Annotated in this window: 27 protein-coding genes and 1 pseudogene; 9 read left to right on the top strand and 19 right to left on the bottom strand. The window is 66.3% G+C overall.

Going from position 1 to position 23,807, the window contains the following annotated elements; all coding sequences use genetic code 11:
- Window positions 1-13 precede the first annotated feature (13 nt).
- The 16 genes and pseudogenes from LMQ14_RS24005 to LMQ14_RS23930 all read right to left on the bottom strand — a co-directional run.
- Window positions 14-358, bottom strand: a pseudogene (locus LMQ14_RS24005) (PPE domain-containing protein); the annotation flags it as partial.
- Window positions 359-562: 204 nt separating this feature from the next.
- Window positions 563-910, bottom strand: a complete 348-nt coding sequence (locus LMQ14_RS24000; protein ID WP_267732119.1) for a DUF732 domain-containing protein — start codon at window positions 908-910, stop codon at window positions 563-565.
- Window positions 911-982: 72 nt separating this feature from the next.
- The gene (locus LMQ14_RS23995; protein ID WP_267732118.1) at window positions 983-2,344 is read right to left on the bottom strand and encodes a PPE family protein; all 1,362 of its coding nucleotides are present in this window, start codon (window positions 2,342-2,344) and stop codon (window positions 983-985) included.
- Window positions 2,345-2,358: 14 nt separating this feature from the next.
- Complete coding sequence (locus tag LMQ14_RS23990; protein ID WP_267732117.1) at window positions 2,359-3,615, bottom strand: PPE family protein; 1,257 nt, start codon at window positions 3,613-3,615, stop codon at window positions 2,359-2,361.
- 522 nt (window positions 3,616-4,137) lie between these two features.
- Window positions 4,138-5,379 carry an APC family permease gene (locus tag LMQ14_RS23985; RefSeq protein ID WP_267732116.1) on the bottom strand — a complete coding sequence of 414 codons (1,242 nt, stop codon included), beginning with the start codon at window positions 5,377-5,379 and terminating at the stop codon, window positions 4,138-4,140.
- A gap of 6 nt (window positions 5,380-5,385) precedes the next feature.
- Window positions 5,386-6,744: a hypothetical protein gene (locus LMQ14_RS23980; protein ID WP_267732115.1), complete on the bottom strand. Its 1,359-nt coding sequence runs from the start codon at window positions 6,742-6,744 to the stop codon at window positions 5,386-5,388.
- 11 nt (window positions 6,745-6,755) lie between these two features.
- Complete coding sequence (gene menE / locus LMQ14_RS23975) at window positions 6,756-7,829, bottom strand: o-succinylbenzoate--CoA ligase (protein ID WP_267735654.1); 1,074 nt, start codon at window positions 7,827-7,829, stop codon at window positions 6,756-6,758.
- A 68-nt stretch (window positions 7,830-7,897) separates the two neighbouring features.
- Window positions 7,898-8,221 (bottom strand): DUF3349 domain-containing protein, encoded by a 324-nt coding sequence (locus LMQ14_RS23970; protein WP_267732114.1) that lies wholly within the window; start codon window positions 8,219-8,221, stop codon window positions 7,898-7,900.
- Window positions 8,222-8,271: 50 nt separating this feature from the next.
- Entirely contained in the window at window positions 8,272-8,571 is a 300-nt protein-coding gene (locus LMQ14_RS23965; protein ID WP_267732113.1) for a hypothetical protein, read from the bottom strand.
- 6 nt (window positions 8,572-8,577) lie between these two features.
- Window positions 8,578-9,786: an inorganic phosphate transporter gene (locus tag LMQ14_RS23960; protein WP_420714563.1), complete on the bottom strand. Its 1,209-nt coding sequence runs from the start codon at window positions 9,784-9,786 to the stop codon at window positions 8,578-8,580.
- A 97-nt stretch (window positions 9,787-9,883) separates the two neighbouring features.
- Window positions 9,884-10,291: a VOC family protein gene (locus tag LMQ14_RS23955; RefSeq protein ID WP_267732112.1), complete on the bottom strand. Its 408-nt coding sequence runs from the start codon at window positions 10,289-10,291 to the stop codon at window positions 9,884-9,886.
- Between the two features lie 21 nt (window positions 10,292-10,312).
- Complete coding sequence (locus LMQ14_RS23950) at window positions 10,313-10,945, bottom strand: maleylpyruvate isomerase family mycothiol-dependent enzyme (RefSeq protein ID WP_267732111.1); 633 nt, start codon at window positions 10,943-10,945, stop codon at window positions 10,313-10,315.
- A gap of 41 nt (window positions 10,946-10,986) precedes the next feature.
- Window positions 10,987-11,883, bottom strand: a complete 897-nt coding sequence (locus tag LMQ14_RS23945; protein WP_267732110.1) for an SDR family oxidoreductase — start codon at window positions 11,881-11,883, stop codon at window positions 10,987-10,989.
- A gap of 32 nt (window positions 11,884-11,915) precedes the next feature.
- The gene (locus LMQ14_RS23940; RefSeq protein ID WP_267732109.1) at window positions 11,916-12,818 is read right to left on the bottom strand and encodes a 1,4-dihydroxy-2-naphthoyl-CoA synthase; all 903 of its coding nucleotides are present in this window, start codon (window positions 12,816-12,818) and stop codon (window positions 11,916-11,918) included.
- 6 nt (window positions 12,819-12,824) lie between these two features.
- On the bottom strand, window positions 12,825-13,286 hold the full coding sequence (locus LMQ14_RS23935) for a nitroreductase family deazaflavin-dependent oxidoreductase (protein ID WP_267732108.1): 462 nt from the start codon (window positions 13,284-13,286) through the stop codon (window positions 12,825-12,827).
- A 14-nt stretch (window positions 13,287-13,300) separates the two neighbouring features.
- A complete protein-coding gene (locus tag LMQ14_RS23930) occupies window positions 13,301-14,230 on the bottom strand; it encodes an aldo/keto reductase (protein ID WP_267732107.1) in 930 nt (309 codons plus the stop codon).
- An 83-nt stretch (window positions 14,231-14,313) separates the two neighbouring features.
- On the opposite strand from LMQ14_RS23930, the gene LMQ14_RS23925 reads away from it, so the two are divergent.
- On the top strand, window positions 14,314-14,862 hold the full coding sequence (locus LMQ14_RS23925; RefSeq protein WP_267732106.1) for a TetR/AcrR family transcriptional regulator: 549 nt from the start codon (window positions 14,314-14,316) through the stop codon (window positions 14,860-14,862).
- A 64-nt stretch (window positions 14,863-14,926) separates the two neighbouring features.
- Here the strand turns inward: LMQ14_RS23925 and LMQ14_RS23920 are convergent, their stop codons facing one another.
- Window positions 14,927-15,409 (bottom strand): MarR family winged helix-turn-helix transcriptional regulator, encoded by a 483-nt coding sequence (locus tag LMQ14_RS23920; protein ID WP_267732105.1) that lies wholly within the window; start codon window positions 15,407-15,409, stop codon window positions 14,927-14,929.
- A 99-nt stretch (window positions 15,410-15,508) separates the two neighbouring features.
- On the opposite strand from LMQ14_RS23920, the gene LMQ14_RS23915 reads away from it, so the two are divergent.
- From LMQ14_RS23915 to LMQ14_RS23895, 5 genes are all read left to right on the top strand, one after another.
- Window positions 15,509-16,141: an NADPH-dependent F420 reductase gene (locus tag LMQ14_RS23915; RefSeq protein WP_267732104.1), complete on the top strand. Its 633-nt coding sequence runs from the start codon at window positions 15,509-15,511 to the stop codon at window positions 16,139-16,141.
- 95 nt (window positions 16,142-16,236) lie between these two features.
- Window positions 16,237-17,172 (top strand): SDR family oxidoreductase, encoded by a 936-nt coding sequence (locus LMQ14_RS23910; RefSeq protein ID WP_267732103.1) that lies wholly within the window; start codon window positions 16,237-16,239, stop codon window positions 17,170-17,172.
- A gap of 47 nt (window positions 17,173-17,219) precedes the next feature.
- A complete protein-coding gene (locus LMQ14_RS23905) occupies window positions 17,220-17,645 on the top strand; it encodes a hypothetical protein (protein ID WP_267732102.1) in 426 nt (141 codons plus the stop codon).
- Between the two features lie 150 nt (window positions 17,646-17,795).
- Window positions 17,796-18,419 carry an NADPH-dependent F420 reductase gene (locus LMQ14_RS23900; RefSeq protein WP_267732101.1) on the top strand — a complete coding sequence of 208 codons (624 nt, stop codon included), beginning with the start codon at window positions 17,796-17,798 and terminating at the stop codon, window positions 18,417-18,419.
- Window positions 18,420-18,753: 334 nt separating this feature from the next.
- Window positions 18,754-19,497: an SDR family NAD(P)-dependent oxidoreductase gene (locus LMQ14_RS23895; protein ID WP_267732100.1), complete on the top strand. Its 744-nt coding sequence runs from the start codon at window positions 18,754-18,756 to the stop codon at window positions 19,495-19,497.
- Between the two features lie 294 nt (window positions 19,498-19,791).
- Here the strand turns inward: LMQ14_RS23895 and LMQ14_RS23890 are convergent, their stop codons facing one another.
- Window positions 19,792-20,286 (bottom strand): MarR family winged helix-turn-helix transcriptional regulator, encoded by a 495-nt coding sequence (locus LMQ14_RS23890; RefSeq protein WP_267732099.1) that lies wholly within the window; start codon window positions 20,284-20,286, stop codon window positions 19,792-19,794.
- 323 nt (window positions 20,287-20,609) lie between these two features.
- Between LMQ14_RS23890 and LMQ14_RS23885 the strand changes: the two genes are divergently transcribed.
- Together LMQ14_RS23885 and LMQ14_RS28195 are read left to right on the top strand one after the other, a co-directional pair.
- Window positions 20,610-20,990, top strand: coding sequence for a DoxX family protein (locus tag LMQ14_RS23885; RefSeq protein ID WP_267732098.1), 381 nt, complete (start codon window positions 20,610-20,612; stop codon window positions 20,988-20,990).
- Window positions 20,987-22,177, top strand: coding sequence for a YceI family protein (locus LMQ14_RS28195; RefSeq protein ID WP_324291079.1), 1,191 nt, complete (start codon window positions 20,987-20,989; stop codon window positions 22,175-22,177). Before LMQ14_RS23885 ends, LMQ14_RS28195 begins: the two co-directional genes overlap by 4 nt.
- 97 nt (window positions 22,178-22,274) lie before the next feature.
- Here LMQ14_RS28195 and LMQ14_RS23870 read toward each other — a convergent pair whose 3' ends face one another.
- Window positions 22,275-22,925, bottom strand: coding sequence for a TetR/AcrR family transcriptional regulator (locus LMQ14_RS23870; protein ID WP_267732097.1), 651 nt, complete (start codon window positions 22,923-22,925; stop codon window positions 22,275-22,277).
- A gap of 126 nt (window positions 22,926-23,051) precedes the next feature.
- Here LMQ14_RS23870 and LMQ14_RS23865 point away from each other — a divergent pair, with 126 nt between their 5' ends.
- A complete protein-coding gene (locus LMQ14_RS23865) occupies window positions 23,052-23,786 on the top strand; it encodes an SDR family NAD(P)-dependent oxidoreductase (protein WP_267732096.1) in 735 nt (244 codons plus the stop codon).
- Window positions 23,787-23,807 lie beyond the last annotated feature (21 nt).

Genomic DNA, 23,807 nt, shown 5'->3' with positions numbered 1-23,807 from the left:
CGTCGGCGCTTTGGGCCCACATTTGTTCGTAGTCAGCCTCGAAACCCGCGATTGTCGCACTAGTTTGGCCTAGGTGATTCATTGCGGCGAACGACGTCCGCTGCTGCCGATTGAACTCTATCGCCTCAGGAGACGCCACCGCCGCACGCGCCAAACCATAAGCGCCCGTGGCCGCGTTGGCTTGACGGGCGGCCTGCCGGGCCTGCGCGGCAGTGGCTTTCAGCCATGCCACGTAGGGCTCGAAAGTCTGTGTCGTCACCGCTTCGTACCCGGCCGCCACGTTGTCGAGTTGGTCGGCAACTTCATGCCAGGCCGTGGCGGCGCCTATCATTGATTCGGCGCCGGGGCCCGAATGCATTCGGCCGGAGCTGATCTCAGGGGGTAGTGTCCCGAAATCCATTGCTGTCACGGGTGCGGCGTCGCCCGGATCCGCCTGCGATTCCGGCTCGTTTGACGCCGGCGTGCTGCTGGTCTCCGACGAGAACTGATCGGCCTGCAACGCGGCCCAGCGCCTTCGCCCCACCCAGCGTGGGTCTTGTTCTAGCATGGGGTGTTTGACGACTCAGCCCTTCCCGCTGGGTACTTCCTCGAGTTGTTTCGGGCAGTACGACTTCGCGGAAATCGTCGCGAACTGGGCGGCGCCGCTGGTGGTCAGGCCAGGATTATTGCTCTTGAGGTCGTTGATGAGTTGCAGGCCGGACACGCCGCGAGAGATCAACCCGCACACCGATTTGCCGGCGTTTACCGCTTGGCCCGGGTCCTGGAAGCCGATCCCCACCTTGGACAGGTCCGCCAGGAAGACTTCGTTATTGTCGTCGACGGCCTGCTCATCGACGCCGGTTTCGGCATGCGCGGGCACCGCGATGACGAATCCCATTGAGATGCCGAGAACGGTTAGCAGCAGTTTCATGATTCCTCCATCTGGTGTTCTTCCGCTGCGCGGGTGCTACCCGCCTTCTGTTGTTACGCAAGGGAACCCGCGCTATCCCAGCTGGGATCCAGTCGGAATGGCCGGGGTCTGCAGGTCGTCCGTGACGTGCACGGCGTGGACGCCGGGTGTGGTAGTCAGTTTGGCAACCAAATCGTCGAGCCCGGCCTCATCGACATTCCAGTGCTGCACCTGGTCGGGCTGTTCCTGTAGTTGCGCGATGATGCGGTCGAGTTTGACCGGCCCCACCCGGCGCTCGCCGGTGATCGCGCGGGCCTGGATGCCGGTTGAGCTGACGACGCGGGAGATCGGGCTGCCCAGCGCGCCGCCCGCCAAACTGCCCAGGGTCGCCTCGTTGACCAGGCCGGCGAACTCTGCCGCGGGAGCCGCTGCCACGCTGGCCGGCAGCGCGGTGGAGGCCAGCCTGATCGCCGGGGTGGCGGTTGCCCAGCTTGGCGGTACCGACATTGATCCCACCGTCGGCGCGTTGCCCAGAACCGCCGACACGGGCCGCACCGAGCCGACGGCCGCGAGATGTCCTGGCGACACCAGACCGGCGCCCAGTGACGACTTGGCCATCGCGGCACTCCACGGTGCGTAGATGAAGAAGTTCTTCCACTGCGAAACACCCAGGCCGACAGTGGCATTGACGACGTTGGTCCAGGTGCCCTGACTGCCGATTGACGAAATGGCGGAGTAGAGCGCCTCCCACAGCGGTGCGACGTCCGGGCTCCCCGTCACCCCTCCGATCAATTGCTGCCAAAATGTCGCGTATTGGCCGGTGAGCGAGTTGATGTAGTTCTCCAGCTCGGTCAGCCACGACGACAGAGATTGAGGCTGTGCCGCGGCCGCCGCGGCTGCTTGACTCACCTGTGCGGTCGCATTGCTGGTTTGCGGCGCGTCGGTGAACGCCGTCAGCTCACCCGCGGCTTCCGAGGAGCTGGCGTAACTGAACATCACCTCGACGTCCTGAGACCACATCTGGCCGTATTCGGCTTCGTTGGCCGCAATCTCGCCGCCGTTCTGGCCGAAGATGTTGGTCGCCAACAGTGCTTCCAGCTCGGCGCGATTCTCGGCGATGAGCGGCGGGGGCACGGCCGCCGTCAACGCCGCCTCGTAGGCGCCGGCCGCGGCCAGGGCCTGGGCGGCGGACTCCTCGGCCTGTGCGGCCGTGGTCGACATCCACTCCACGTACGGTGCCGCTGCCGCCGCCATGGCCTCCGATGACGGGCCCGCCCACGAGTCGCCGACCAGCTCCGAGATCACCGTTCCGTAGGAGGCCGCGGTGGAATGCAACTCGGCAGCCAGCGCCTCCCAAGCCGCGGCGGCGGCCAAAAATGACCCCGCACCGGGGCCCGAATAAAGCAGACCGGAGATCAGCTCCGGTGGCTGCACTGCGAAATCCGCGAAAACCATTGCCGTGTCTCTCCTTATTTCGCGTTCGGCGGTATCACGATGACCGTGGAGGTCGTGGCGATGTCGTCGAGTGCCACAGCACCGGGAACACGGACGGCGGGCGCAACGGCGCGGGTGGCAGTGCCGCCGACAGCGCGTCCGGCCAGGCTTGACAGGGCCGTGGGGGCGAACATGCCGTCGTTGGCGGCGATCGCGGGGGCCGCCTCGAGCATGGTCTCTGGCAGCTCCGCGGCAACCGTTCTGATCGCCGGAACGGCCGAAGCCCAACTCGACGGCACCGACAATGCGCCAACCGTGCCGGCCCGACCCGCCGCGGCCGCAACCGCCCCTGCTGGGTGTAGTGCGCCGGCACCGGTCAGCAGATCGCTGTGCAGCAACGGCGCCAACACCCCAGAGAGGGCCTTGGGGTGCAGCAGCGGGCCAATGCCTTGGATACCGGTGCCCACGGCCGGGATGCTGATCGCGACCTGGTACCAGTTCCTGAACAGGCCCGCGATGCCGAGCGGGTTGTATGGCCCGGCCACGAAGTTGGTCATGAAGCCGTTGAAGGTCTTCAGAATCCCGGTGATGTCCTTGACGCCCAAGGGGACCTCAACCGCGGCCGCGTTCGCGGCGAGGCTTTGCACCGCGGCCGGAGCCTGAGCGAGCGACTGTGACAGCGCCGCTTGCACATTCGATTCCACATTGGAAGCCGCCACGGACTCGGCCGCGGCAGCGACCGCGGCGGACTGGTCGGCCGTCGCGGCGTCGTTCGTGGTCGTCGGGGGTGCGGTGAACGGAGCCAGCCGAGTCGCAACTTCCGAGGCGCCGGCGTAGCCGTACATCGCGCCGGCGTCTTGGGCCCACATCTCGGCGTACTGCGCCTCCGTGGTCGCGATCGCCGGGGTGTTCTGACCCAAGACGTTCGTCGCAACCAGCCACTCCAACAGCACCCGGTTGGCCTCGACCACTGGAGGGGGGACGGTCGCCGCGAAGACGGCCTCGAAGGCGCCGGCCGCCGCCTTGGCTTGCAATGCCGTCTGCTCGGCTTGCGCGGCAGTGCTTTCCAGCCACGCAATGTAGGGCGCTGCCGCGGCCAACATCGACGTCGACGAGGGCCCAAACCAACCGCTTAGCAGCTCTGCGATTATCGACGCGTAAGCCGCTGCCGTTGAACGTAATTCGCTGGCCAACCCATCCCAGGCAGTCCCAGCTGCCAATAGCGGCGCAGACCCCGGCCCAGAGTAGATTCTGCCGGAGTTGACCTCCGGAGGTAATGCTCCGAAATCCATTGCCTTCCCTCCGCCGGCTGTCCGACCGCGACCGTTCCGCGCCTGTCTTCGCCGACATCGTTGAACGTCAACAACATTGAGCGACTTCCAGCACCGCACGTCGATGATTGCGGTTGACTGTCAGTCGTAGAGATGCTCTCGTGGCCAGTACGCTAGCCAGCCCTGCCGGACAAAGGGGTTGTCAACATCGGCGGATCCCGAGCCGTCACCACGTTGCCCGTATACGCGTTGTGATTCAGTGGTCCGCCAAGCAAGGCGCCGCTGACCCGGTCTACCTCGCGTTAACGTCGAAGCTCGACAGAGTGAACACATATAAAACACACAGGCGACGTATACCGGGCGACGATGCCCCTAATTTAAATCTCCCGACCAATAATTCGGATCCTCACCAGCAAAGGCGCCGACCTGTCTGGGCACCCGCCCCATGACGTCGCCGCCTTGGCAGCAGATGCGACGAGCGAACACGGGAACCCGGACGGGCAAACGACAGCCGAACGATTCGAGGCCGCCGAAAGCGGGCTCTCAGACTCCTCGGCGCAACACCGCAGCGCGCCCGGCGATCCCGATGGCAAATATCGCTAACCCCGCGACCGCCGATTCCCACGGCAAGGTGGCGACCAGTAGCAGGCACCCGGCCAGCCCGCAGGCGTTCACAGCGCGGCGGCGGCGCAACGTATACGCGGCGGCGTTGGCGATCGCGTAGTAGATCAGCACGCCGAACGACGAAAAGCCGATCACCCCACGCAGATCGACAACGCTCACCAGGATGCAGACCACCACTCCGATCGCTATCTCGGCATGGTGCGGTACCCGGTGGTCCGGGTGCACAGCCGCCAGCCAGCCCGGCAGATCCCGGTGTCGCGCCATCGCCAGCGTGGTGCGCCCGAGCCCGGCGATCAGCGCCAGCAGTGCGCCAAGGCTGGCCAACGCCGCTCCGGCCGAGATCACCGGCACCAGCGCCGGGGCGCCGGCGGCCCGGACGGCCTCGGCCAGTGGCGCAACGGCATTCGCGAGTCGTTCGGGTCCCGCGGCCAGCAGCGCGGCCACCCCGACAACCAAATAGATCACCACCGCGATCGACAGGGCAATGGTTATCGCCCGGGGGATGGTGCGGGCCGGGTCGCGGACCTCCTCACCCATCGTCGCGATCCGTGCGTATCCGGCGAACGCGAAAAAGAGCAGACCCGCCGACTGCAACACCCCGTAGATCGAGCCCGTGAACCAGGCCCCGCTCAGGTGCGACGGGTCCGGCTTGCTCACCGCGATGGAGATGACCACGGCGGCGAGCGCAATCAGGGTGCACGTCAACAGAATTCGGGCCAGCATCGCGGTCTTGGTGACGCCGCGGTAGTTCAGGGCGGTCAGCAGGATCACCGCTGCGATCCCGACGATTCGCTGCACCCACACACCCGCACCGGGAACCGCGTACGCGGCGACGGTGAGCGCCATTGCCGCGCACGACGCCGTCTTGCCGATCACGAATCCCCATCCGGCGACGAAGCCCCACCACGGGCCGAGACGTTCCCTCCCGTAGATGTATGTCCCGCCCGACGTCGGATACATCGCGGCCAGTTGCGCGGACGAGGTGGCATTGCAGTAGGCGATGATCGCGGCCAGCGCCAGCCCGATCAGCAGGCCCGCGCCGGCCGCCCGCGCGGCCGGGCCGAACGCGGCGAACACCCCGGCGCCGATCATCGAACCCAGCCCGATGACGACCGCGTCGGTCGTATTGAGCCGACGCGCCAGTCCGGGCTGATCTGTCATGACCGCCTACCAGTGGGTGACCATGACGGTGTTCACCAGCAGCGCCCCGGCGGCGTTGACGGCCAGCCACGCCCGATGCGACCGCACTGGCAGCAGCGCGGGTGCGGCGGTGAGCCAGATCGTGAACGGCAGCCAGATCCGTTCCACCTCGGCCTTACTCAGCATGCTCAGATCGGCGCAGACGATCGCGGCCAGCATGGCCAGTAACACCAAGTGAAAGCCGCAGCGACGGCGGATGGCGGCAACGTCGAACACCCGGGTGATGCCCGCGACGCCGCCCAGACCGATCGCACACACCACGCATGCCAGATTTGCCCACCACCAATACTGAAATGGCCGGTAGTTAGCGATCGCGTTCACCTGCCAATAGCGCTGCTGCACAAGCGTATAGCCGTCGAACCAGTAGAACCCTCCAACAGCGAAGGTTACCGCCACCGCCAACGCGGTCAACGTGGCGGGGCCCAGTGCCCGCAGGGCCGCCCGGAAGTCGGTGGCCGAAATCAGCACTGCCGCTGCGGGAAGGCCCATCAACGCCAGGCCGTAACTGAGGAAGACGCCCCAGCCGAGCAGCAGCCCGGCGACGGCCGCGATCAGCGCGGGGAACCCTACCCGTCGGTGCACGGCCACGGCCAACAGCGCGATGCCCCACGCCGTGACGCCGGCGAAGTAGCCGTCGGCCGAGACCGCCACCCAGATCGCCGTCGGTGCGATTGCGACGAACGGGGCTGCCCGTCGCGCGGTCTGCTCGTCGGCCAACGCGCGGATGGCGATCACGACGGCCGCCGCCGCGCTGGAGCCGACCAGCAGACACAGCAGGCCGGCCCACGCTCCGCCGTGCAGGCCGAGCCGGTCCAGCCAGACGAACGTCAACAGCGCGCCCGGCGGATGCCCGGAAACATGGGTGATCCAGGAGTTGGGCTGGTAGTCGAGAATCCGGCTGGAGAACGTGCGCACCGCCGCCGAGATGTCGGTGATGCTGGGCACCTGGGTCACGTATTCGTCCCGGGTGGTCAACCGGCCCGCGAAGCCGCGCTGCCAGCCGTCGATCATCGCCAGGGAGAACGCCCACCCGCAGGCCACCGCCCAGCTGCCCAGCGTCAGGGCACGCCACGAAAGACGTTGTGCTACGACCGGTCCCCACACCACGGCGGCAATGGCGAGCAGAATCGCCGGCCCGGTTCCCCAGCTGGCGTGGATCTCCCAGGCGCCGAACAACGGAGCCGACTCGGCGTGTGTGTCGAAGCGCTCCGGGCCGCGGTCGAGGCGCCCTCTGACGCCCCAGTTCAGCGACGGCAGCACGATCGCGGCCGCGACCAGGCCGGCACCGGCCGCGACGGCTGACATCTCCCGGCGGGCAATCCTCACGGTCGACCAGCCTATTGACCGGCGCCGAACCGGCGTACCAGCGCCGCCCGGTCCACCTTGCCGATGCCGCGGCGCGGCAGCGCGTCGACGATGTGTAGCTCGCGGGGCGCCGCGGTGCCGTCCAGGGTGTGGGCCACATGTGCGCGCAGCGCGTCCAGCGTCGGCGGGTCGAAGCCGGCACGCACCACGATCGCCGCGACGACCCGCTGCCCCAACCGGTCGTCGGCCAGGCCGAACACCGCGCAGTCGCCGACGGCGGGGTGGGTGCACAGCGCGGCCTCGACCGGCTGCGGCAGCACCGTCAGTCCGCCGGTACTGATCGCATCGTCGGCGCGGCCCAGCACGCTCAGCGCGCCGGACTCGTCGATCGAGCCGATATCGTCGGTGCGGAACCAGCCCGCCTCGGCGAACGGGTCGGGATCAACAGGGTTGCGATAGCCGTTAGCCAGTGTCGCGCCGCCGATTACGACGCGGCCGTCGTCCACCCGCAGCCGCACACCGTCCAGCGCGACACCGTCGTAGACGCAACCCCCCGCGGTCTCGCTCATGCCGTAGGTGCGGACCACCGCAATCCCCGCGGCCGCCGCGGCATCGAGCACCGGTCGTGGAGCCGGCCCACCGCCGAGCAGTACGGCGTCCAGCTCGGCAAGCGCGGCCGCCGCCGCCGGATCGGTGAGTGCCTTGGCCAGTTGGGCGGCGACCAGCGAGGTGTATCGCCGACCGGGCTCCAATCTAGCTACGGCAGAAGGCAATTCGGCGATATCGAACCCGGCCGACACGTCCAGCTCGACGGGCACCGAGCCAGCGAGGGCGCTGCGCACCAGCACCTGGATTCCGGCGATGTGATACGGCGCCAGCGCCAGCAGCCAGCTGCCCGGTCCGCCGAGGCGGTCGTGCGTGGCGGCCGCGCTGGCGGCCAGGGCCGCGGCAGTGAGCAAGGCGCCCTTGGGCTTACCGGTGGTTCCCGACGTCGTCGCAACCAACGCCACGTCGTCGTCGATCGCTTCGCCTACCCGCAAGGCGTCGAGCTCGGCATCCCAATCCGGTGGTGTCGCAACGAAAGCCGCATCACGGCCAGCCAGCACCCGCTCCAACGCGGGTAACAGCACTGCGGCAGCGGAGCCGGGCGAGACGCTGAGCGCACGCAGAACAGCTATGCGTGCGCTCCACCATCGAGCTCGTCACGCTCATCGTCGTGTGGGTCATCCAGCGGCCAGCCCTGAGCTGCCAGCCGGGCTCGCACTCGCTCAACGTCAGTATCGGACGGCAGCTCGTCGGTGAGCTTGCTGATCATCACACCAATGTCGATGCTGTCGAAGTCGCCACGTTCCATCAGCGCATTGGCCACGAGCTTGACCTCGTCGTTGGTCAATCGGTTGGCCAGCAGTGCCAGCAGGGCGAAGGTATCCGTCGGCGGGATGCCGTCCGGATAGCCCGCGCGCAACCACGAAACGACCGAGGTAAGGAATCGGTTCACTTGCTCACTCCGCCCCTGGGGCTCGGTATTCGGTGGACGACGATTCGATGCTACTTAAGTTTGGCCCCCAGGAAGGGATACCCAGTGTGGTGCGCGATGAAATCGCGGGCGATGAACAACACACCAATAACGATCACGGCGATAACCAGCCCGTAGATCACCCAGGCCAGGCCGGACAACACCGGGTTCGGCTGCGACGTGGAGCCGTCAGCCCCAACGTTTCCGGAGCCGAGAGCCTGCAGCCGGATCCCGACGGCGAACAGCCCGGGCAGGAAGGCGCCGGCCAGCATGCTGAAGAGCAAAATCTTCAGGGTGGCCTCGTAGTTGAACCACTCGCTCAGTTGAGTCATCGGACGTTACCCCACACTCACGTCGTCGGAACCGGAAGCGGCGCCTACCTTGGCGCCCCCGCCGGGTTTGTTGGCGTCGTCAAGGCCGGACGTCAGGTCGCCTTTCCATTCGTCGTTGACGTTGTTCTGGTCGACCTTGTTCTTGCGAGACCGGATGTAGATGGCGGCCGAGACCGCGACCAGTAGCCCGAAGCCGACGACGGCGCCGGGGTATCCGCCGATGTAGTGGACGATCCAGTAGGTCACCGCGCCGACCAGGCCGGCCAGCGGAAGCGTCACCAGCCATGCGACGGCCATGCGCCCGGCCACGCCCCAGCGGACCTCACCGCCGGGCTTGCCCAGCCCGCTGCCCATCACCGAGCCGGTGCAGACCTGGGTGGTGGACAGCGCGTACCCGAAGTGGGCGGACAGCAGAATGACCGCAGCAGAGGATGATTCGGCGGCCATGCCCTGCGGCGACGTGATCTCGACGAGTCCCTTGCCCAGGGTGCGGATGATCCGCCAGCCGCCCAGGTAGGTACCCGTGGCCATCGCTATGGCGCAGCAGACGATGACCCACATCGGTGGGACCGCGGCGCTCTTGCTGACCGAGCCGTAGGACATCAGGGCCAGGAAGATGATGCCCATCGTCTTCTGGGCATCGTTGGTGCCGTGCGCCAGCGAGACCAGTGACGCCGACCCGATCTGGCCGCGCCGGAACCCGGCTTCGGTGCGCTCCTTCTGCAGGCCGCGGGTGATCCGGAAGACCGCCCAGGTTGCGCACCCGCCGACGAACAGGGCCACGAACACCGACACGACGGCCGGGATGATCGCCTTGGACATCACGCCCGACCAGATCACCCCGTGCGCGCCCACGGCCGCGATCGTGGCACCGACGATGCCGCCGATCAGCGCGTGTGACGAGCTCGAGGGGATACCGAGCAGCCACGTGAGCAGGTTCCAGACGACGCCGCCGACCAACCCGGCGAACACCAGTTCCAGCGACACGATGCTGGAATCGATCAGGCCCTTGGCGATCGTGGCGGCGACGGTGGTGGACAGAAACGCACCCACCAGGTTGAGCACCGCGGAGAGGGCTACCGCTGTTTTGGGCTTCAGCGCGCCACTGGCAATGGAGGTCGCCATCGCGTTCGCGGTGTCATGGAAGCCGTTGGTGAAATCGAAAGCCAATGCCGTAACTACGACAATGATCAAGAGGAACAGTTGTATGTCCACAGCGCCTGATTCTGGTGGTTGGGGAATTAAATTGTCGAATGCTCACGGAACGTAATCGCAGGTATATCTCGACTCGTCGCCAGATGTTACCTGTCAGTTAACCAGCCGTTCCCTGTTGTTCACCTCGGGTGTCGCGGCGTAATGGATGGTCTCCAGGGACCTCGACGAAGATCAGAGTAATGCCGTCCGGATCGGTCACGTGCATCTCTTTTAAGCCCCATGGTTCGCGACGTGCTTCGCGGGCGATCGGCACTCCGCGGCCGGCCAGTTCGGCCTGGGTCGCTTCGATGTTGCGGACTTGCAGCCACAGCGCGCCCGGGAAGGGCCCCGGCGAACGGTCGGAGTCGCTCCAGCCGGTCAGCTCCAGCAAAGACTGACCCGCGAAAAACACTGTGCCCGCGCCATAGTCGCGGTAGATGGCCAGGCCGATTTCGTCGCGGTAGAACGTCAACGACCGCTGATAGTCAGCCGGCCGAAGCAGCATCCGGCTGAACAGGATCTCCATAGCGTCGTGTCTATCACGTATCTATCGGGCCGACCCGCAGCGGCTTTGCAGCGCGGCCGCGCCCGGCCCGCTCAGGTCGTCACACGCACTGCGCCGCCCGGTCATGGCGAGCAGCAGCGACAGCAGCGGCCCCTCAACGGTGTCGCCTTCACCGTGTCGCCAATCGTCGTCGGTGGCAGACAAACTCAGCCCGGCGATGCGCTTCTTGGCGCCGATCAGCATGTTGGAGCCCTTGTAGAAGTCGATCACCTGACGCACGGTGTCCAAGTCGTAGGCATGCGGGATGCCCAGCGGACGGCGGATGTCGGCGCCGTGGATCACCACCTCACCGAGCCACGATGCGGTCGGCCCCGGCGGGGCGGAGGTGGAGTGCTGCAAGCGGCGAAATCCGGTCAGCGTGGCGACCGGATCGGGCCCGAGATGCTTGGCGATCTGGCCATTGGCGAACCGGTCGAAGTTGAACCGCGCCTTCGCCATCGCGGCAAAGAACGTGGCCGGATTCAGCGAGGCCGTCGCCGACAGGTGGGCGACCAAGTCGCGGACCGTCCAACCCGGGCACAGTGACGGCGCATCCCATTGCGCCGGCGTGAGGTCGGCGAGGTCGGTCGCGAGCGCACCGCGCTCGTCAGCGATGGTGTTCCAGATATCCGACATGGCCCTGAGAACGCAACGCTAACACTCCGAAGCCGGGTGTATCAGCTTCCGTTTTCGCGGTTGGGCTGTAGGTTTTGGCGTTGCATGATCGTGTTCACCCAGCGCGGCCCAATGGTGTCGAGTGCCCGGGCCGCGATCGCCATCCGCGGGGCGATTCTTACCGGCCGGGTGCGGGCGGCGGTGACCATCCATTCGGCGGCTTCTTCTGATGTCAGAGCCGGCAACCCGTCATAGGCCTTCGTCGGAGCGATCATCGGAGTGGCCACCAGCGGGTAGTACAGCGTCGTCGAGTGCACACCCCGTCGGCCCCATTCCGTTTCGGCGACGCGGCTCACCGCGGACAGTGCCGCCTTGGATGCGTTGTAGGGCGCGAATAGCGGCGACGCCTCCGACAGCACCCCCCAGGTCGAGACGTTGATGATGTGGCCGTCGCCGCGATCCAGCATCCCCGGCGCGAGCCCGCGCATCAGCCGCAGCGGCGCGTAGTAGTTGAGCACGATGGTCCGCTCGACGTCGTGCCAGCGCTCCAGCGACTCGCCCAGTGGCCGGCGGATGGACCGGCCGGCGTTGTTGATCAAGATGTCGACGCCGCCGAGACGGTTTTCCACGTCGGCCACCAGTGCGTCCACCGCGTCCATGTCCGAGACGTCGCACGCGATCGAGAGTGCCGTGCCGCCCGCGGAATTGATCCGGTGCGCCAGCGCGTCGAGGCGGTCCTGACGGCGGGCGACGACCACCACGGTGGCGCCGTGCTGGGCCAACCGCTCGGCGCCGGCTTCGCCGATGCCCGACGACGCCCCGGTCAGCAGGATCCGCTTGCCCTCCAGGTCGATCGGCTTGATCGCGGGCCGGTTGACCAGCACTTGCGGTGAAATCGGCGGCCGCATGCTGGCCAGCACAATCTGGTCGGCGAACCGGCGAATCGGGCTCTTGCTCACAGGCCGGAAGTCTAGGCGGCGCCTCGGGCCGCTCAGAAATAGCGCGGGAAAGGGCTCCAGTCCGGGTCGCGCTTCTCCAGGAACGCATCGCGGCCCTCGACCGCCTCGTCGGTCATGTAGGCCAGTCGGGTGGCCTCACCGGCGAACAGCTGCTGGCCCACCAGGCCGTCGTCGAGCAGGTTGAACGCGAACTTGAGCATCCGTTGTGCCTGCGGGGATTTGGCATTGATCTCGGCTGCCCACTGGATGCCGGTGCGTTCGAGGTCGACATGGTCGACGACCTCGTTGACCGCGCCCATGTGGTGCATCTGCTCGGCGGTGTAGGGGCGGCCCAGGAAGAAGACCTCCCGGGCAAACTTCTGGCCGACCTGACGGGCCAGATACGCGCTGCCGTAGCCGCCGTCGAAGCTGCCGACGTCGGCGTCGGTCTGCTTGAAGCGGGCATGCTCGCGACTGGCCAGGGTGAGGTCGCAGACCACGTGCAGACTGTGCCCGCCGCCGGCGGCCCAGCCGTTGACCAGACAGATGACCACCTTGGGCATAAAGCGGATCAGCCGCTGCACCTCGAGGATGTGCAGCCGGCCGGCTCGGGCCGCATCGACGGTGTCGGCGGTTTCGCCGGATGCGTATTGATAACCCGAACGCCCGCGGATCCGCTGATCGCCGCCGGAGCAAAACGCCCAGCCGCCGTCCTTGGGCGACGGGCCGTTGCCGGTCAACAGCACCACGCCCACATCGGGGGACATCCGGGCGTGGTCGAGCACCCGGTACAGCTCGTCGACGGAGTGGGGCCGAAACGCGTTGCGCACCTCGGGGCGGTCGAACGCCACCCGGACCGTCGCGTCGTCGACGTGGCGGTGATACGTGATGTCCGTCAGATCGCCGAAGCCGTCGACCGGCCGCCAGGCTTGCGCATCAAATGGGTTGTCACTCAAGGCTATTCAACTCCTAAACGGGTCCAGGCGGAATACCGCGCAGCGGCCTGCCAGACGCTCGAACTCGTCGGGACTGCCCTCGGTGACGAGTCCGGCCCGCTTCATGAATCCCACACCCGTTGGCACTTCGGTGGGGAACACCCGCAGAATCGGGCGCGCGTCCGCCGCGGACAACTCCACCGTCCGCACCCGTTCCTCGGTGCGGCCACGGCGGATCGTGGCTTGCCCGGCCGCCCTGGCGTTGCGCACCCAGTCCGCGCCGGGAAAGCCGGCGACGACGTAGCGCTTGCCGTCGACGGTCATCGGCGTCACCGGCGTCGAACGCGGTGTGCCCGACTTGCGGCCCGGCACGGTCAGCACTACGGGACTCTCACCGCCGAAGCTCAGCCCGAGCCGCGACATCTGGATGAAGACCTTGTTCGCCGGTTTCAGCCACCAGGGCGGCTTGGGGTCGTCGGCACGCGCCATGCCCGCAACAGTAGTCAGCCTTGCGGCGCCTCCAGGAAGGGTTCGACGCCGTGCGCCCACGGGTCGATCCCCGGTGTGGTGACGGCGTCCAGCCGGGCCAGCGCGTCGGCCCCCAGCGTGACGCCTCCCGCACCGAGGTTCTCCTCAAGGTGAGCGATCGACCGGGTGCCGGGAATCAGCAACGTGTTCGGGGAATGGGCCAACAGCCAGGCCAAGCCGACCTGGGATGGCGTCGCGCCGATTTCGCCCGCGATGTCGACCACGACGGGATTGTCGGCGACCTTCGGAAAGCCGGGGAACGACGACCCGAGCGGGAAGTACGGTACCCACGCGATGCCCTCGGCCTCGCAGACCTCGATCATCTCCTCCTGGGAGCGATCGAGCAGGCTGTACGCGTTCTGCACGCAGACGATGCCCGCGGGCAGCGCGCGGCGCAGCACGTCGAGCGGCACACTGCTGACGCCGATCGCGCCGATCTTGCCCTCGTCGCGCAGCGCGATCATCTCGGCCAGCTGATCGTCGAGGTCGACGATCTGGTCGCCCTCTGCGCCCACGCCCGGGCCGAGATCCATCCGCCGCAAATTGACCACCGCGATGCGGTCCAGGCCGAGCTGACTGAGATCGTCTTCGACGGCCGTGCGCAGTTCGGCGGGCTTTTGCGCCCCGGCCAGCGGTATCGGGTCCTCGCCGGTCCAGCGCGCGCCGACCTTGCTGACGATGACGAGGTCGTCCGGGTAGGGGGCCAGCGCCGCGCGGACGCGGCGGTTGACCTCGCCGGGTCCGTAGAACGACGCGGTGTCGATGTGGTTGACGCCGAGTTCGATCGCTCGACGCAGCACCGCGGCCGCGTCCTCCGGCGAGGATTCCATCAGCTGCATGGCGCCGTAGCCGACGCGGGCGACCGCGTGGGTTCCGATCGTGCCGGTGCCGGTTAGGTCCGTCATGGTGCTCCTCACGTGAGACACTTGAAGAAATGCGGAGGATCCTCCGCTTGTGTCAGCGTAGCAGAAACGGAGGAGCCTCCGATTTGGTCGAGCCAACTCGATCCGACGCGCGCCGCAATCGCGACAAGCTCCTCGCGGTGGCGACGTCGGCGTTCGCCAACGCCGAGGGCCGACCCGTCTCACTGGAGTCGATCGCCCGCGAGGCCGGCGTCGGGATCGGGACGCTGTATCGGCATTTCCCGAGTCGGGAGGTGCTCATCGAGGCCGTCTACCGGGCCGAGCTGGCCGAGGTGGTCGCGGCGGCGGATCGGCTGCTGGCAGAACATCCGCCCAAGGCGGCGCTGCGGCGCTGGATGGACCGCTACGCGAGCTTCGTCGACGCCAAGAAGGGAATGGCCGACTCATTGCGCGCGATGGTCGAGTCTGGGGCCGTAGAAATCAATCAGATGCACGCGAGCATCGTCTCCGCGACCGACACGCTGTTGCGAGCCGGCGCCGACGACGGCAGCCTCCGCTCCGATGTGTCGGCCGAGGACGTGGTGTCCAGCCTGATCGGAATCTTTCTCGTCAGCGGCTCGCCCGAACAAACCGGCCGGATGCTCGACCTGCTGTTGGCAGGCATCGCCCGCTAGCCCGCCGCGTGTGAAGCCAGCTTCCGCGCCAGCATGAAGGTCAACACGTCACGGCCGATGAAGACTATGAGGGCTCGTCTTCGGCGGAGGAGTCGTCGTCTTTGGCCAGGTGGCGCAGGATTCGTTCGTTGAGGGCGGCGAGCATGTCGAGCTCAGCCGGGGTGAGCAGGTCGATGAAGTTCCGGCGGACGTCGGCCACGTGCCCGGGCGCCGCCTTCTCGATGGCCGCGCGGCCAGCCGGGAGCAGGCAGACCAGGGTGCTGCGGGCGTCGGCGGGGTTGGGCTCGCGGCTGATCAGCCCGTCCTTCTGCATGCGCCGCAATTGGTGGGAGAGACGGCTCTTCTCCCAGCCCAGTGCGTTGCGCAGCTCATGGGAAGGCATTCGGTCCCCGTCGTGATCCGTTAACAGCGCCAGGACCTCGTAGTCGGCCCCGGACAGGCCCGATCCCTGCAGGCCCCGGTCCAGGTGCACGCCGACCTGATGACGCGCGTCTACGAAGGCCCGCCAGGCGCGGTGTTCACGAGGGTTCAGCCAGTCCGGTTCCATCTGGTTCCATGCTTTCTCTCATTTGGTTGACTCATCATCCAAACGGTCTTATGGTGGACGAGTCAACCTTTTCGATCGTACGTGAAGACGGGACATGTCATGAGCGGCATCAGCATCATCGGCGTGGGGAGCATGGCCAGCGCCTTGGCCGGCCGTGCGCTCGCCGGCGGCAACACAGTCGAGATCATCGGCCGCGACCCGGTCAAAGCCAGAGCATTGGCCGCCGCGCTCGGCTCCGCAACTGTCGGGACGGTCGGTTCGGCCCCGGGCGGGGACATCGTGATCGTCGCTGTGCCCTACACCAGCGCGGTGGCGGTGGTCCGCGAGTACGGGGACGCCCTGCACGGCAAGGTCATCGTCGACATCACCAACCCCATCACCCCGGATTTCACCGGCTTCCTCACCCCCGACGGCAGTTCCGGCGCGCAGGAGATCGCCAAGGCCGTCCCCGCCGGCGCGCACGTCGTCAAGGCGTTCAACACCCTGCCCTGCGACGTGCTGGCGACCGGCTCAGTCGAGGGCCGCCCAGTGGACGTGTTCGTCGCCGGCGACGACGCGCAGGCAAAGGCGCGTGTGTCGGTGTTCATCGAAAGCCTGGGAATGCACCCGATGGATGCCGGGCCGCTGCCCATGGCACGGGCGCTGGAGAACGCCAGCCTGCTGCAGCTGGGGCTCATCACGCACTCCGTCAAGAACACCAACCTCTTCCTCGGTGTCAGCATTCGCAGCTGAGCGCAACGGCACCAACACTTTTCGCGCCTTATCACGTCGGACAACAAGCGGCACAAGAAGAACACCCACTCCACCTATCTCAGAAGGAAAGTCACATGCGTGTTTTCGTCACGGGCGGAACCGGTCACGCCGGCTCGCACATCATCCCCGAACTCATCGCCGCCGGGCACGAGGTCACCGGCCTGGCCCGGTCGGACACTGCCGCGGTGGCCCTGTCCGGGCTTGGCGCGATGGTGCGTCGCGGCGACCTCGAAGATCTCGACGGGCTCAAGGAGGCGGCTGCGAACGCCGACGGCGTCATCCACGTCGCCCACAGGCAAGACCTGCTTCCCTCCGGTGGGATGGACGCCGTAGCCGCCGCGGAACTGCCGATCATGCTTGCCTACGGCGAGGCACTGGAAGGGACCGGAAAGCCGCTGGTCGCAGCGGGCAGTATCGGCTCGCCTGGGAATCTGGGTCGGCCGGCCACCGAGGAAGACCCGGCCCTTCCCAGCGGGGAGGAGTTCAAGGGCACGCTGCGTGTTCGTAACGTCGTGGAACGGGCCGTAATTGGCCTCGCCGATCGGGGAGTGCGGTCTTCGATCGTGCGGCTCCCGCTCATCGCGCACGATACGACCGATAACGCTGGCTTCCTGCCCGGGCTCATCGCGCTCGCGCAGGAGAAGGGCGCCGCCGGCTACCCCGGAGACGGCACGAATTTTTGGTGCGCCGTCCACATTCGCGATGTCGCGTCCCTGTTCCGCCTGGCGCTGGAGAAGGGTCCGGCCGGCAGGTATTGGCACGCGGTTCAGGATGAGGGCATCCCGTTCCGCGACATCGCCGAGGCCATCGGCGGCCGTCTGTATCTGCCCGTCGTGAGCGTTCCCATCGACGTCCTGATGCTGCCGGGATACTTCGGGCAATTCACGAATCTGGCCACCGGATCCTTCCCGGCGACCAGCCTCATCACCCGCCAGACCCTCGGCTGGGAACCCACTGAGCCCGGTCTGTTCGCCGATCTGGACAACGGCCACTACTTCCCGGCCGGCTGACGGCCCAGGCGCACGAACCACAATCTCGCCCCGTATGAGGAGTAACCATGACCACATTCGCCCCGCACCGCGACACCTTGGAGTCCTTCGTTGACTGCATCAACGGCGGTGCAGACAGAGACGCCCTCACCGGTTTGCTCGCCGAGGACGTGGTTCTGTACGGCCCGTTCAGTGATGAGCCGATCGTCGGCCGCGAGACCGCCGTGGACACCATAAAGACCGTCAACGGACTGTCGTCCGACGACACCTACCTGGAGGTCCTCAGCGGCGAGACCCACCACGCGGCACACTTCCGGCTGCAAGTCGGAGACGCCGCAGTCAACGGAATCTTCTTCGTCCTGCTCGACGCGGACGGGGCGATCGCCGAGGTAAGCATCTTCTACCGCACCCTGCCCGCCGGCGTCGCACTGCAGCGCAACCTCGCGGATGTCATCGACATGCCGCGCTGGGAACTGCGCACCAACGGGGAGTGACGACCCAGGCCGTGCCCTCCGTCACGGCGGCTCAGCCAGCTCGGCGGTGTTACACCAACCTCGACACCTCCCGCTTTGTTAATACGTCCCCACTCGGGCTTCGGGTGCAGGAGTCAGCATCTTCAATCATCAATCAAGACAGGACATCTCATGAGCAACATCAGCATCATCGGCACCGGGAACATGGCCAGCACCATCGGCACGCTGGCAGTAGCAGGTGGCAACACCGTCGAGGTCGTCGGCCGCGATCAGTCCAAGGCCGCTGGGCTGGCCAACGCTCTCGGCGGTAGTACCACGACGGGGGAGTTCGGCGCGGTTCCGGCCGGGGACATCGTTATCGTGGCCCTCGGGTACGCCAATGTCGTTCCGGTCGTCGCCCAGTACGGAAACGCGCTGGCGGGCAAGGTCATCGTCGATATCTGCAACCCGGTCAATTCCGCGGCCGACGGGCTCGCCACCCCCGACGGCACCTCGAGCGCACAGGAAGTCGCCAATGCGGCCCCGGCCACCGCCAGCGTGGTGAAGGCCTTCAACACCACCTTCGGTGCTGTCCTGGCCAAGGGCCAGCCGCTCGACGTCTTCATCGCCGGCGACGACGAGCGCGCCAAGGCGGCCGTTGCGGAGTTCATCGACAGCCTCAAGCTGCGCCCGCTAGACGTCGGCGGCTTGACCATGGCGCACTACCTGGAAGGAACCGGCCTGGTCATGATCGGTCTCGCCCAACACGGGGTGGGGAACTTCGACTTCGCCCTCGGTGTCACCGTTCCCGGCTGAGCCGCCACCGCCGCCGGGCCAAGCCATGCACGAACAGGCGGCGTTCCCACAAAATCGTGTTAATGGATTACCGAAAGACATTCGCTCATGCCAGATGGCCGTGTCGGCCGACACTGGCCTGCTTGGAGGACTCTCGCGGTGAAGCTCAATTTGGCCATGCCCGTACTCGGGTCCGTCGTCGGCAGTGCCGCTGGTCTGAGTGCGCTCTACCGCGGACTTGGGCGCTTCGCCAGGTGCGGCATTGATGAGGCGAACACGGATGCCTTCGCAATGCTCCCCACCCTTGACCAGATGCTTGATTCAGCCATCCAGGTAGTCGCCCGAAGGAGCAGTCATGGGAAAGCTTGACGGCAAGGTAGCCGTGATCACGGGCGGATCAAATGGTATGGCACTGGCCGGTGCCAAGTTGTTCGTCGACGAAGGAGCTCACGTTGTCATCTCGGGTCGGCGGCAGGAAGCTCTGGACGAAGCCGTTGAGCTGATCGGCCGGAACGTGACTGCAGTGCAAGCTGATTCGGCCAACCTGGACGATCTGGACCGTTTGTTCGACGCGGTCAAGCAGGAAAAGGGCGCCATCGACGTGTTGTGGGCAAATGCCGGGACGGCCGAGGAAGGCAAGCTCGGCGAGATCACCGAGGAGAACTTCGATGCGACATTCGGGCTGAACGCGCGCGGCACGCTGTTCACGGTGCAAAAGGCGTTGCCACTGTTCAACGACGGAGGCTCGATCTTTATGACCGGGTCGATCGCTTCGGTTAGGGGCTATCCGGCCTGGAGCGTCTACGCCGCGAGCAAGGCTGCGCTGCATGCGTATGCCCGCGTGTGGTTGGCCGAGTTGAAGGACAGGCGGATCCGGGTCAACGTGCTGACCCCGGGCCAGGTAGTCGCGCCAGGACAGGAGCAGCTGTTCGACGACGAGACGAAGGCCGCGATGGACGCGCGGGAGGCGTTGATCCCACGGGGAGAGAACGGCAGCCCTCAGGAGATTGCGACGGTCGCGCTGTTCCTCGCCTCGAGCGATTCAAGCTTTGTCAATGGTATGGAGTTGGTTGTCGACGGCGGCACCACGGCAGTCTGACTACGCACCACGGTTGAGCAGAGGGCAGAACCGATCCAGTAGGTGCTGGCGGTGGTTGTTAAACACGTGAGGGCGCAACAGCTTTCCGAACACGGCCGTACCGCTGTTGATAGGTCAGCGTTCCGGCAGTGTGTGCTCACTTGACTTCTCTAGCGCTTTACAGTTTCTTCTGCCTCGAGCGCTAAGCGGCTTCTTCTCGATTTGAGTAGCCCCGCCCACGATGCAGCGGAGCTCGCGGCGTACCTCGCCACGTTGTGCGAGTTGCACACCGCGTCGACGGGCGGAGCCGGTGGGCTAACCCGACTCGGCGATCCGGTCGGTGATGGCCTGGGCCGCTTTGCCGAGCCTGATCAGGTCGGCCTTCGTCAACGGGTCCACCACCAGTTCGCGCACCTTCGCGACGTGCAAGGGGGCCGCGGCGGCGACCCGCCTCAACCCCGCCTTCGTGAGCTCGACCACGCTCACCCTGCCGTCCTCGGCACAGACGCGCTTCACCACCAGCCGGTTTTCTGCGAGGCGGCGGACCACGTGCGACAACCGCGACAACGAGGAGTTGGCACTGGAGGCGAGCTCCGACATCCGCAGCGTCCTCTCGTCGGCTTCCGAGAGATTCGCCAGCACGAGGTACTCGAACGTCGTCAGTCCCGTGGTGCGCTGCAGATCGCTTTCCAGGGCCGCCGGAAGCTCCATAATCATCGAAAGGAGCTGACGCCACGCACGCTGCTGATCGTCGTCGAGCCACACCGATTCGGGTTGACGATGCTCACGCTCGCGCCGCGTCACCGCCACGACCCGATGGTTTCCGATCGCCCAGCTGCCATCCGGACCTCCTGCGTCTGAAGGATAGTTCAACCGTCAACCGTTAAACGTCAGCCGCCGACGGGCGACGGCTCCGTGTTGGCAACCGCGCGGCATCTGCGACGGCGTCCGGTCGTTGTCGAGGCGTCACGATCTGCATCACCGCGGAACGAGTCCGATGGAGACATTTTGTTGACGCATCACGTAACCACCAGTTAGGGTAATTGATGCGTCAACTAATACTGCGAGATTCGCAGGTGTGACCGGTCGGGCCGTCGCCCCTGTTCGCACACATACGTTTTCGAGGAGCACACGTGAACATCGCGGTATGGGTCGCGTCCGGATTACTCGCCGCCGCATATCTTTTCGCCGGTGGCACCAAGCTGTTGACGCCGAAGGAGCGCCTGGCGAAGAACCCCGCCATGGCTGCTGCCGCTGAGGCGTTGTCCGCGACGTCGCTCAAACTCATCGGCGGCGTCGAGGTGGCCGGCGCTCTCGGTCTTATCCTCCCCTGGCTCACCGGAATCGCGTCCATCCTGACGCCGGCCGCAGCTGTGGGCCTCGCGCTGCTGCAGGTGGGCGCGGCGGTATTCCACGGTCGACGTGCGGAGTACAAGCAGTGGCCCGTGAACGCCGTGTTCCTGGCACTGGCGGTCTTTATCGCAGCCGCTCGGACTTCGGAGGTCGTGCGATGACCAGCGCTGTGCAGTACGCCATCGTGGGCACCGGCAGCATCGGAACGGTTCTGGCGCAACGGTTCTCCGACCACCACGTCCCGGCACTCTTCGCCAACACGCGAGGTCCGGAGACGATCGACGTCACCGAACTGTCCGCCTCGATCACGCCGGTCACCCTCGACACAGCCCTGGATGCGGACGTGATCATCCTGGCCATACCGTTCTTGCAGGTCCGCGAATTGGGTCGGCGCCGCGCAGACTGGTCCGGCAAGATCGTCGTCGACGCGGCGAACGCGTTTCTGGTGCCCAACTCCGAGAAAATCCTCGGCGGCCGCCTGTCGACTGATTTCAATGCCGAGGCCTTCCCCGGCGCCGCGGTGGTCAAGTCGTTCAACCAAACCGCCGCCACGCAGCTCGCCGAGAAGCGCTCGTCCGAGTTCGGCAGACGCGTAGTCTTCGTGTCCAGCAACGACTCCGCGGCGAGCGCGCTGGTAGCCGGGCTGTGCACCGATCTCGGCTTCGCCCCGATCGAACTCGGACGTATCGACGAGGGCGGTGTACTCATCCAAGCCCGCAACGCTCTGGTCTTGCGCAATCTCTACGAACTACCTTCGGAGCTCGAAAAGAGCATCCAGGTGGACTCGACTGCTGGGCGGGATCTCACCCCCGGCACGTGGACGATCGACCCCGTCCACTCTTCCATCACGTTCTCGGTCCGCCACCTGGTGGTCGGTAGGGTACGTGGGCGATTCGAGGACTTCTCCGGTGCGATCACGGTGCCCGAGAACGGAACTCCGAGCGTTGCGGTCACGGTAGCGGTCGGGTCGGTGAATACCGGCAACCCGGACCGCGACCAGCACCTACGGGCACCCGACATCTTCGGGGCCGACGAGTTCCCCACCGCCACCCTCGTCTCGGTCGACATGCAGGGCACCGGGAAGGACGACTGGGTGCTTGTGGCTGATTTCACCCTGCGCGGAACCACCAAACGCATACCACTGGCGTTCTCGTTTCTCGGCGTGAGCCCGGGCATGGGTCGCGGTGAGGTGGCCGGGTTCGAAGGTGTGATCAAGCTGAAGCGTAGTGATTTCGGCGTCCTGATGGACACCCCCGTGCTATCCGGAGGCGGCCCGCTGGTCGGGGACACGGTCGAGATCACCGTTTCCGTAGAGGCGGTCAAGGAACCCTCGGCGCCGACGGGATGAGGTGGCGAGGCCACCGCACACGGAGTGCTCCGCCAAGCTGCGGAACCGGAGACGAGGAGACGGATTCATCTGTAGCTTGCGTTCCAGTTGGCGATCGTCAACTTCGGCTGAGCTCGCCGCCGCATCCGGCACGCGGAACCGTCCCGGTTGACAGGTTCCGGCCTGCGTCGGGCGGTGCCGCTGGCGGGGGGATGGCGTTGTCGATGAGGACGGCTGCGATGGCGGCGGCGGTGGCGAAGGTTTCGGTGTTGAGGACTCGGTTGCGGGCCGAGGCGCCATCCAGGAGCAACGCCAGTTGTTCGCCGAGCTGTTCGGGGTTGGTGGCGCCGGCTTCGCGCGCCGTGTCGGTGAGCCGCGCGGCAAAGGCCTTCTTGTAGTCGCGGGCACGAATGCGTGCGGGGTGGCCCGGGTCGTGGATTTCGACGGCCGCCGCGATGAACGGGCACAGCGGCGCGTGGATGTCGAAGGCGGCGAGGAGCCGGTCGCGCGGTGTGAGGTCGGTGCGGTCGAACACCTCGGGCAGGACGTCGGGGTCGAATCGGCGTAGGTGTTCGGCGATCAGCTCGTCCTTGCCGGTGAAGTGCTGGTAAAACGTGCGCTTGGATACCTGGGCCACCGCGCAGAGCTGGTCCAGGCCGGTGCCGTTGATGCCTTGATCGCGGAACAGTTGTCGTGAAGCGCTGAGGATGCGCTCTCGTGCGCCCCTGCCGCGGCGCAAGCCTCGCGGCCCCTTCTCTAACTCCGCCATACGCCCAGCGTAGCCCAGTTGGGTACGGATCGGTGTGCATAGCTTGCATCCCATATCGCTGTCGCGTACGTTAAGTACTCAGAGCGGTGTACATAACATCAGGACTATCCAATGAATGGAGTAATCGTGGGAAAACTCGATGGCAAGGTCGCGGTGATCACGGGCGCGACAAGTGGTATGGCGCTGGCCGGTGCCAAGTTGTTCGTTGAGGAAGGGGCTCACGTCTTCATCACGGGCCGGCGGAAGGACGAGCTGGACCAGGCCGTCGAACTGATCGGGCGGAATGTGACCGGCGTGCAGGGTGATTCGGCCGACCTCGCCGATCTGGACCGGTTGTTCGACACGGTCAAGCAGGAAAAGGGCGCGATCGACGTGTTGTGGGCGAGCGCCGGGGTGGGCAAGCAGGCCAAGCTCGGCGAGATCACCGAGGAGGACTTCGATGCCGCCTTCGGGTTGAACGCGCGCGGCACGTTGTTCACGGTCCAAAAGGCGCTGCCGCTGTTCAACGATGGCGGCTCGATCTTCATGACCGGGTCAAACGCATCGCTTCGGGGCTATCCCGATTGGAGTGTGTACGCCGGAAGCAAGGCCGTGCTGCCCGCCTACGCACGGGTGTGGGTGTCCGAGTTGAGGGACAGGAAGATCCGGGTGAACGTGCTGACCCCTGGCCAGGTCGCCTCGCCGATGTTGGAGAAGGTGATGGACGAGGAGGCGAAGGCGCAGTTCGAGTCCGTGATCCCGCGGCGAGAGATGGGCCGCCCTGAGGAGATCGCGTCGGCCGCGTTATTCCTCGCCTCCGACGACTCGAGCTACGTCAATGGCATGGAGCTGGTGGTCGACGGCGGCACCACAGTGATCTGAGTGATCGACAACGGACATAAG

It is taken from the genome of Mycobacterium sp. Aquia_213 (genome assembly GCF_026625985.1).
Classification (GTDB): domain Bacteria; phylum Actinomycetota; class Actinomycetes; order Mycobacteriales; family Mycobacteriaceae; genus Mycobacterium.
Note: the sequence above shows the minus strand (reverse complement) of the source record. Positions and strands in the feature narration are given on the sequence as shown.

What these genes read in the sequence shown, in the direction of transcription:
- LMQ14_RS23955 (WP_267732112.1), bottom strand. Translation starts at nt 10,291, where the DNA reads ATGGAGATCCTGTTCAGCCGGATGCTGCTTCGGCCGGCTGACTATCAG.
- LMQ14_RS28195 (WP_324291079.1), top strand. Translation starts at nt 20,987, where the DNA reads ATGACCAGCGCTGTGCAGTACGCCATCGTGGGCACCGGCAGCATCGGA.
- LMQ14_RS23905 (WP_267732102.1), top strand. Translation starts at nt 17,220, where the DNA reads ATGACCACATTCGCCCCGCACCGCGACACCTTGGAGTCCTTCGTTGAC.
- LMQ14_RS23920 (WP_267732105.1), bottom strand. Translation starts at nt 15,409, where the DNA reads ATGGAACCGGACTGGCTGAACCCTCGTGAACACCGCGCCTGGCGGGCC.
- LMQ14_RS23995 (WP_267732118.1), bottom strand. Translation starts at nt 2,344, where the DNA reads ATGGTTTTCGCGGATTTCGCAGTGCAGCCACCGGAGCTGATCTCCGGT.
- LMQ14_RS23930 (WP_267732107.1), bottom strand. Translation starts at nt 14,230, where the DNA reads ATGACGGACCTAACCGGCACCGGCACGATCGGAACCCACGCGGTCGCC.
- LMQ14_RS23990 (WP_267732117.1), bottom strand. Translation starts at nt 3,615, where the DNA reads ATGGATTTCGGAGCATTACCTCCGGAGGTCAACTCCGGCAGAATCTAC.
- LMQ14_RS23895 (WP_267732100.1), top strand. Translation starts at nt 18,754, where the DNA reads ATGGGAAAGCTTGACGGCAAGGTAGCCGTGATCACGGGCGGATCAAAT.
- LMQ14_RS23910 (WP_267732103.1), top strand. Translation starts at nt 16,237, where the DNA reads ATGCGTGTTTTCGTCACGGGCGGAACCGGTCACGCCGGCTCGCACATC.
- LMQ14_RS23985 (WP_267732116.1), bottom strand. Translation starts at nt 5,379, where the DNA reads ATGACAGATCAGCCCGGACTGGCGCGTCGGCTCAATACGACCGACGCG.
- LMQ14_RS23950 (WP_267732111.1), bottom strand. Translation starts at nt 10,945, where the DNA reads ATGTCGGATATCTGGAACACCATCGCTGACGAGCGCGGTGCGCTCGCG.
- LMQ14_RS23915 (WP_267732104.1), top strand. Translation starts at nt 15,509, where the DNA reads ATGAGCGGCATCAGCATCATCGGCGTGGGGAGCATGGCCAGCGCCTTG.
- LMQ14_RS23870 (WP_267732097.1), bottom strand. Translation starts at nt 22,925, where the DNA reads ATGGCGGAGTTAGAGAAGGGGCCGCGAGGCTTGCGCCGCGGCAGGGGC.
- LMQ14_RS23965 (WP_267732113.1), bottom strand. Translation starts at nt 8,571, where the DNA reads ATGACTCAACTGAGCGAGTGGTTCAACTACGAGGCCACCCTGAAGATT.
- LMQ14_RS23935 (WP_267732108.1), bottom strand. Translation starts at nt 13,286, where the DNA reads ATGGCGCGTGCCGACGACCCCAAGCCGCCCTGGTGGCTGAAACCGGCG.
- LMQ14_RS24000 (WP_267732119.1), bottom strand. Translation starts at nt 910, where the DNA reads ATGAAACTGCTGCTAACCGTTCTCGGCATCTCAATGGGATTCGTCATC.
- LMQ14_RS23900 (WP_267732101.1), top strand. Translation starts at nt 17,796, where the DNA reads ATGAGCAACATCAGCATCATCGGCACCGGGAACATGGCCAGCACCATC.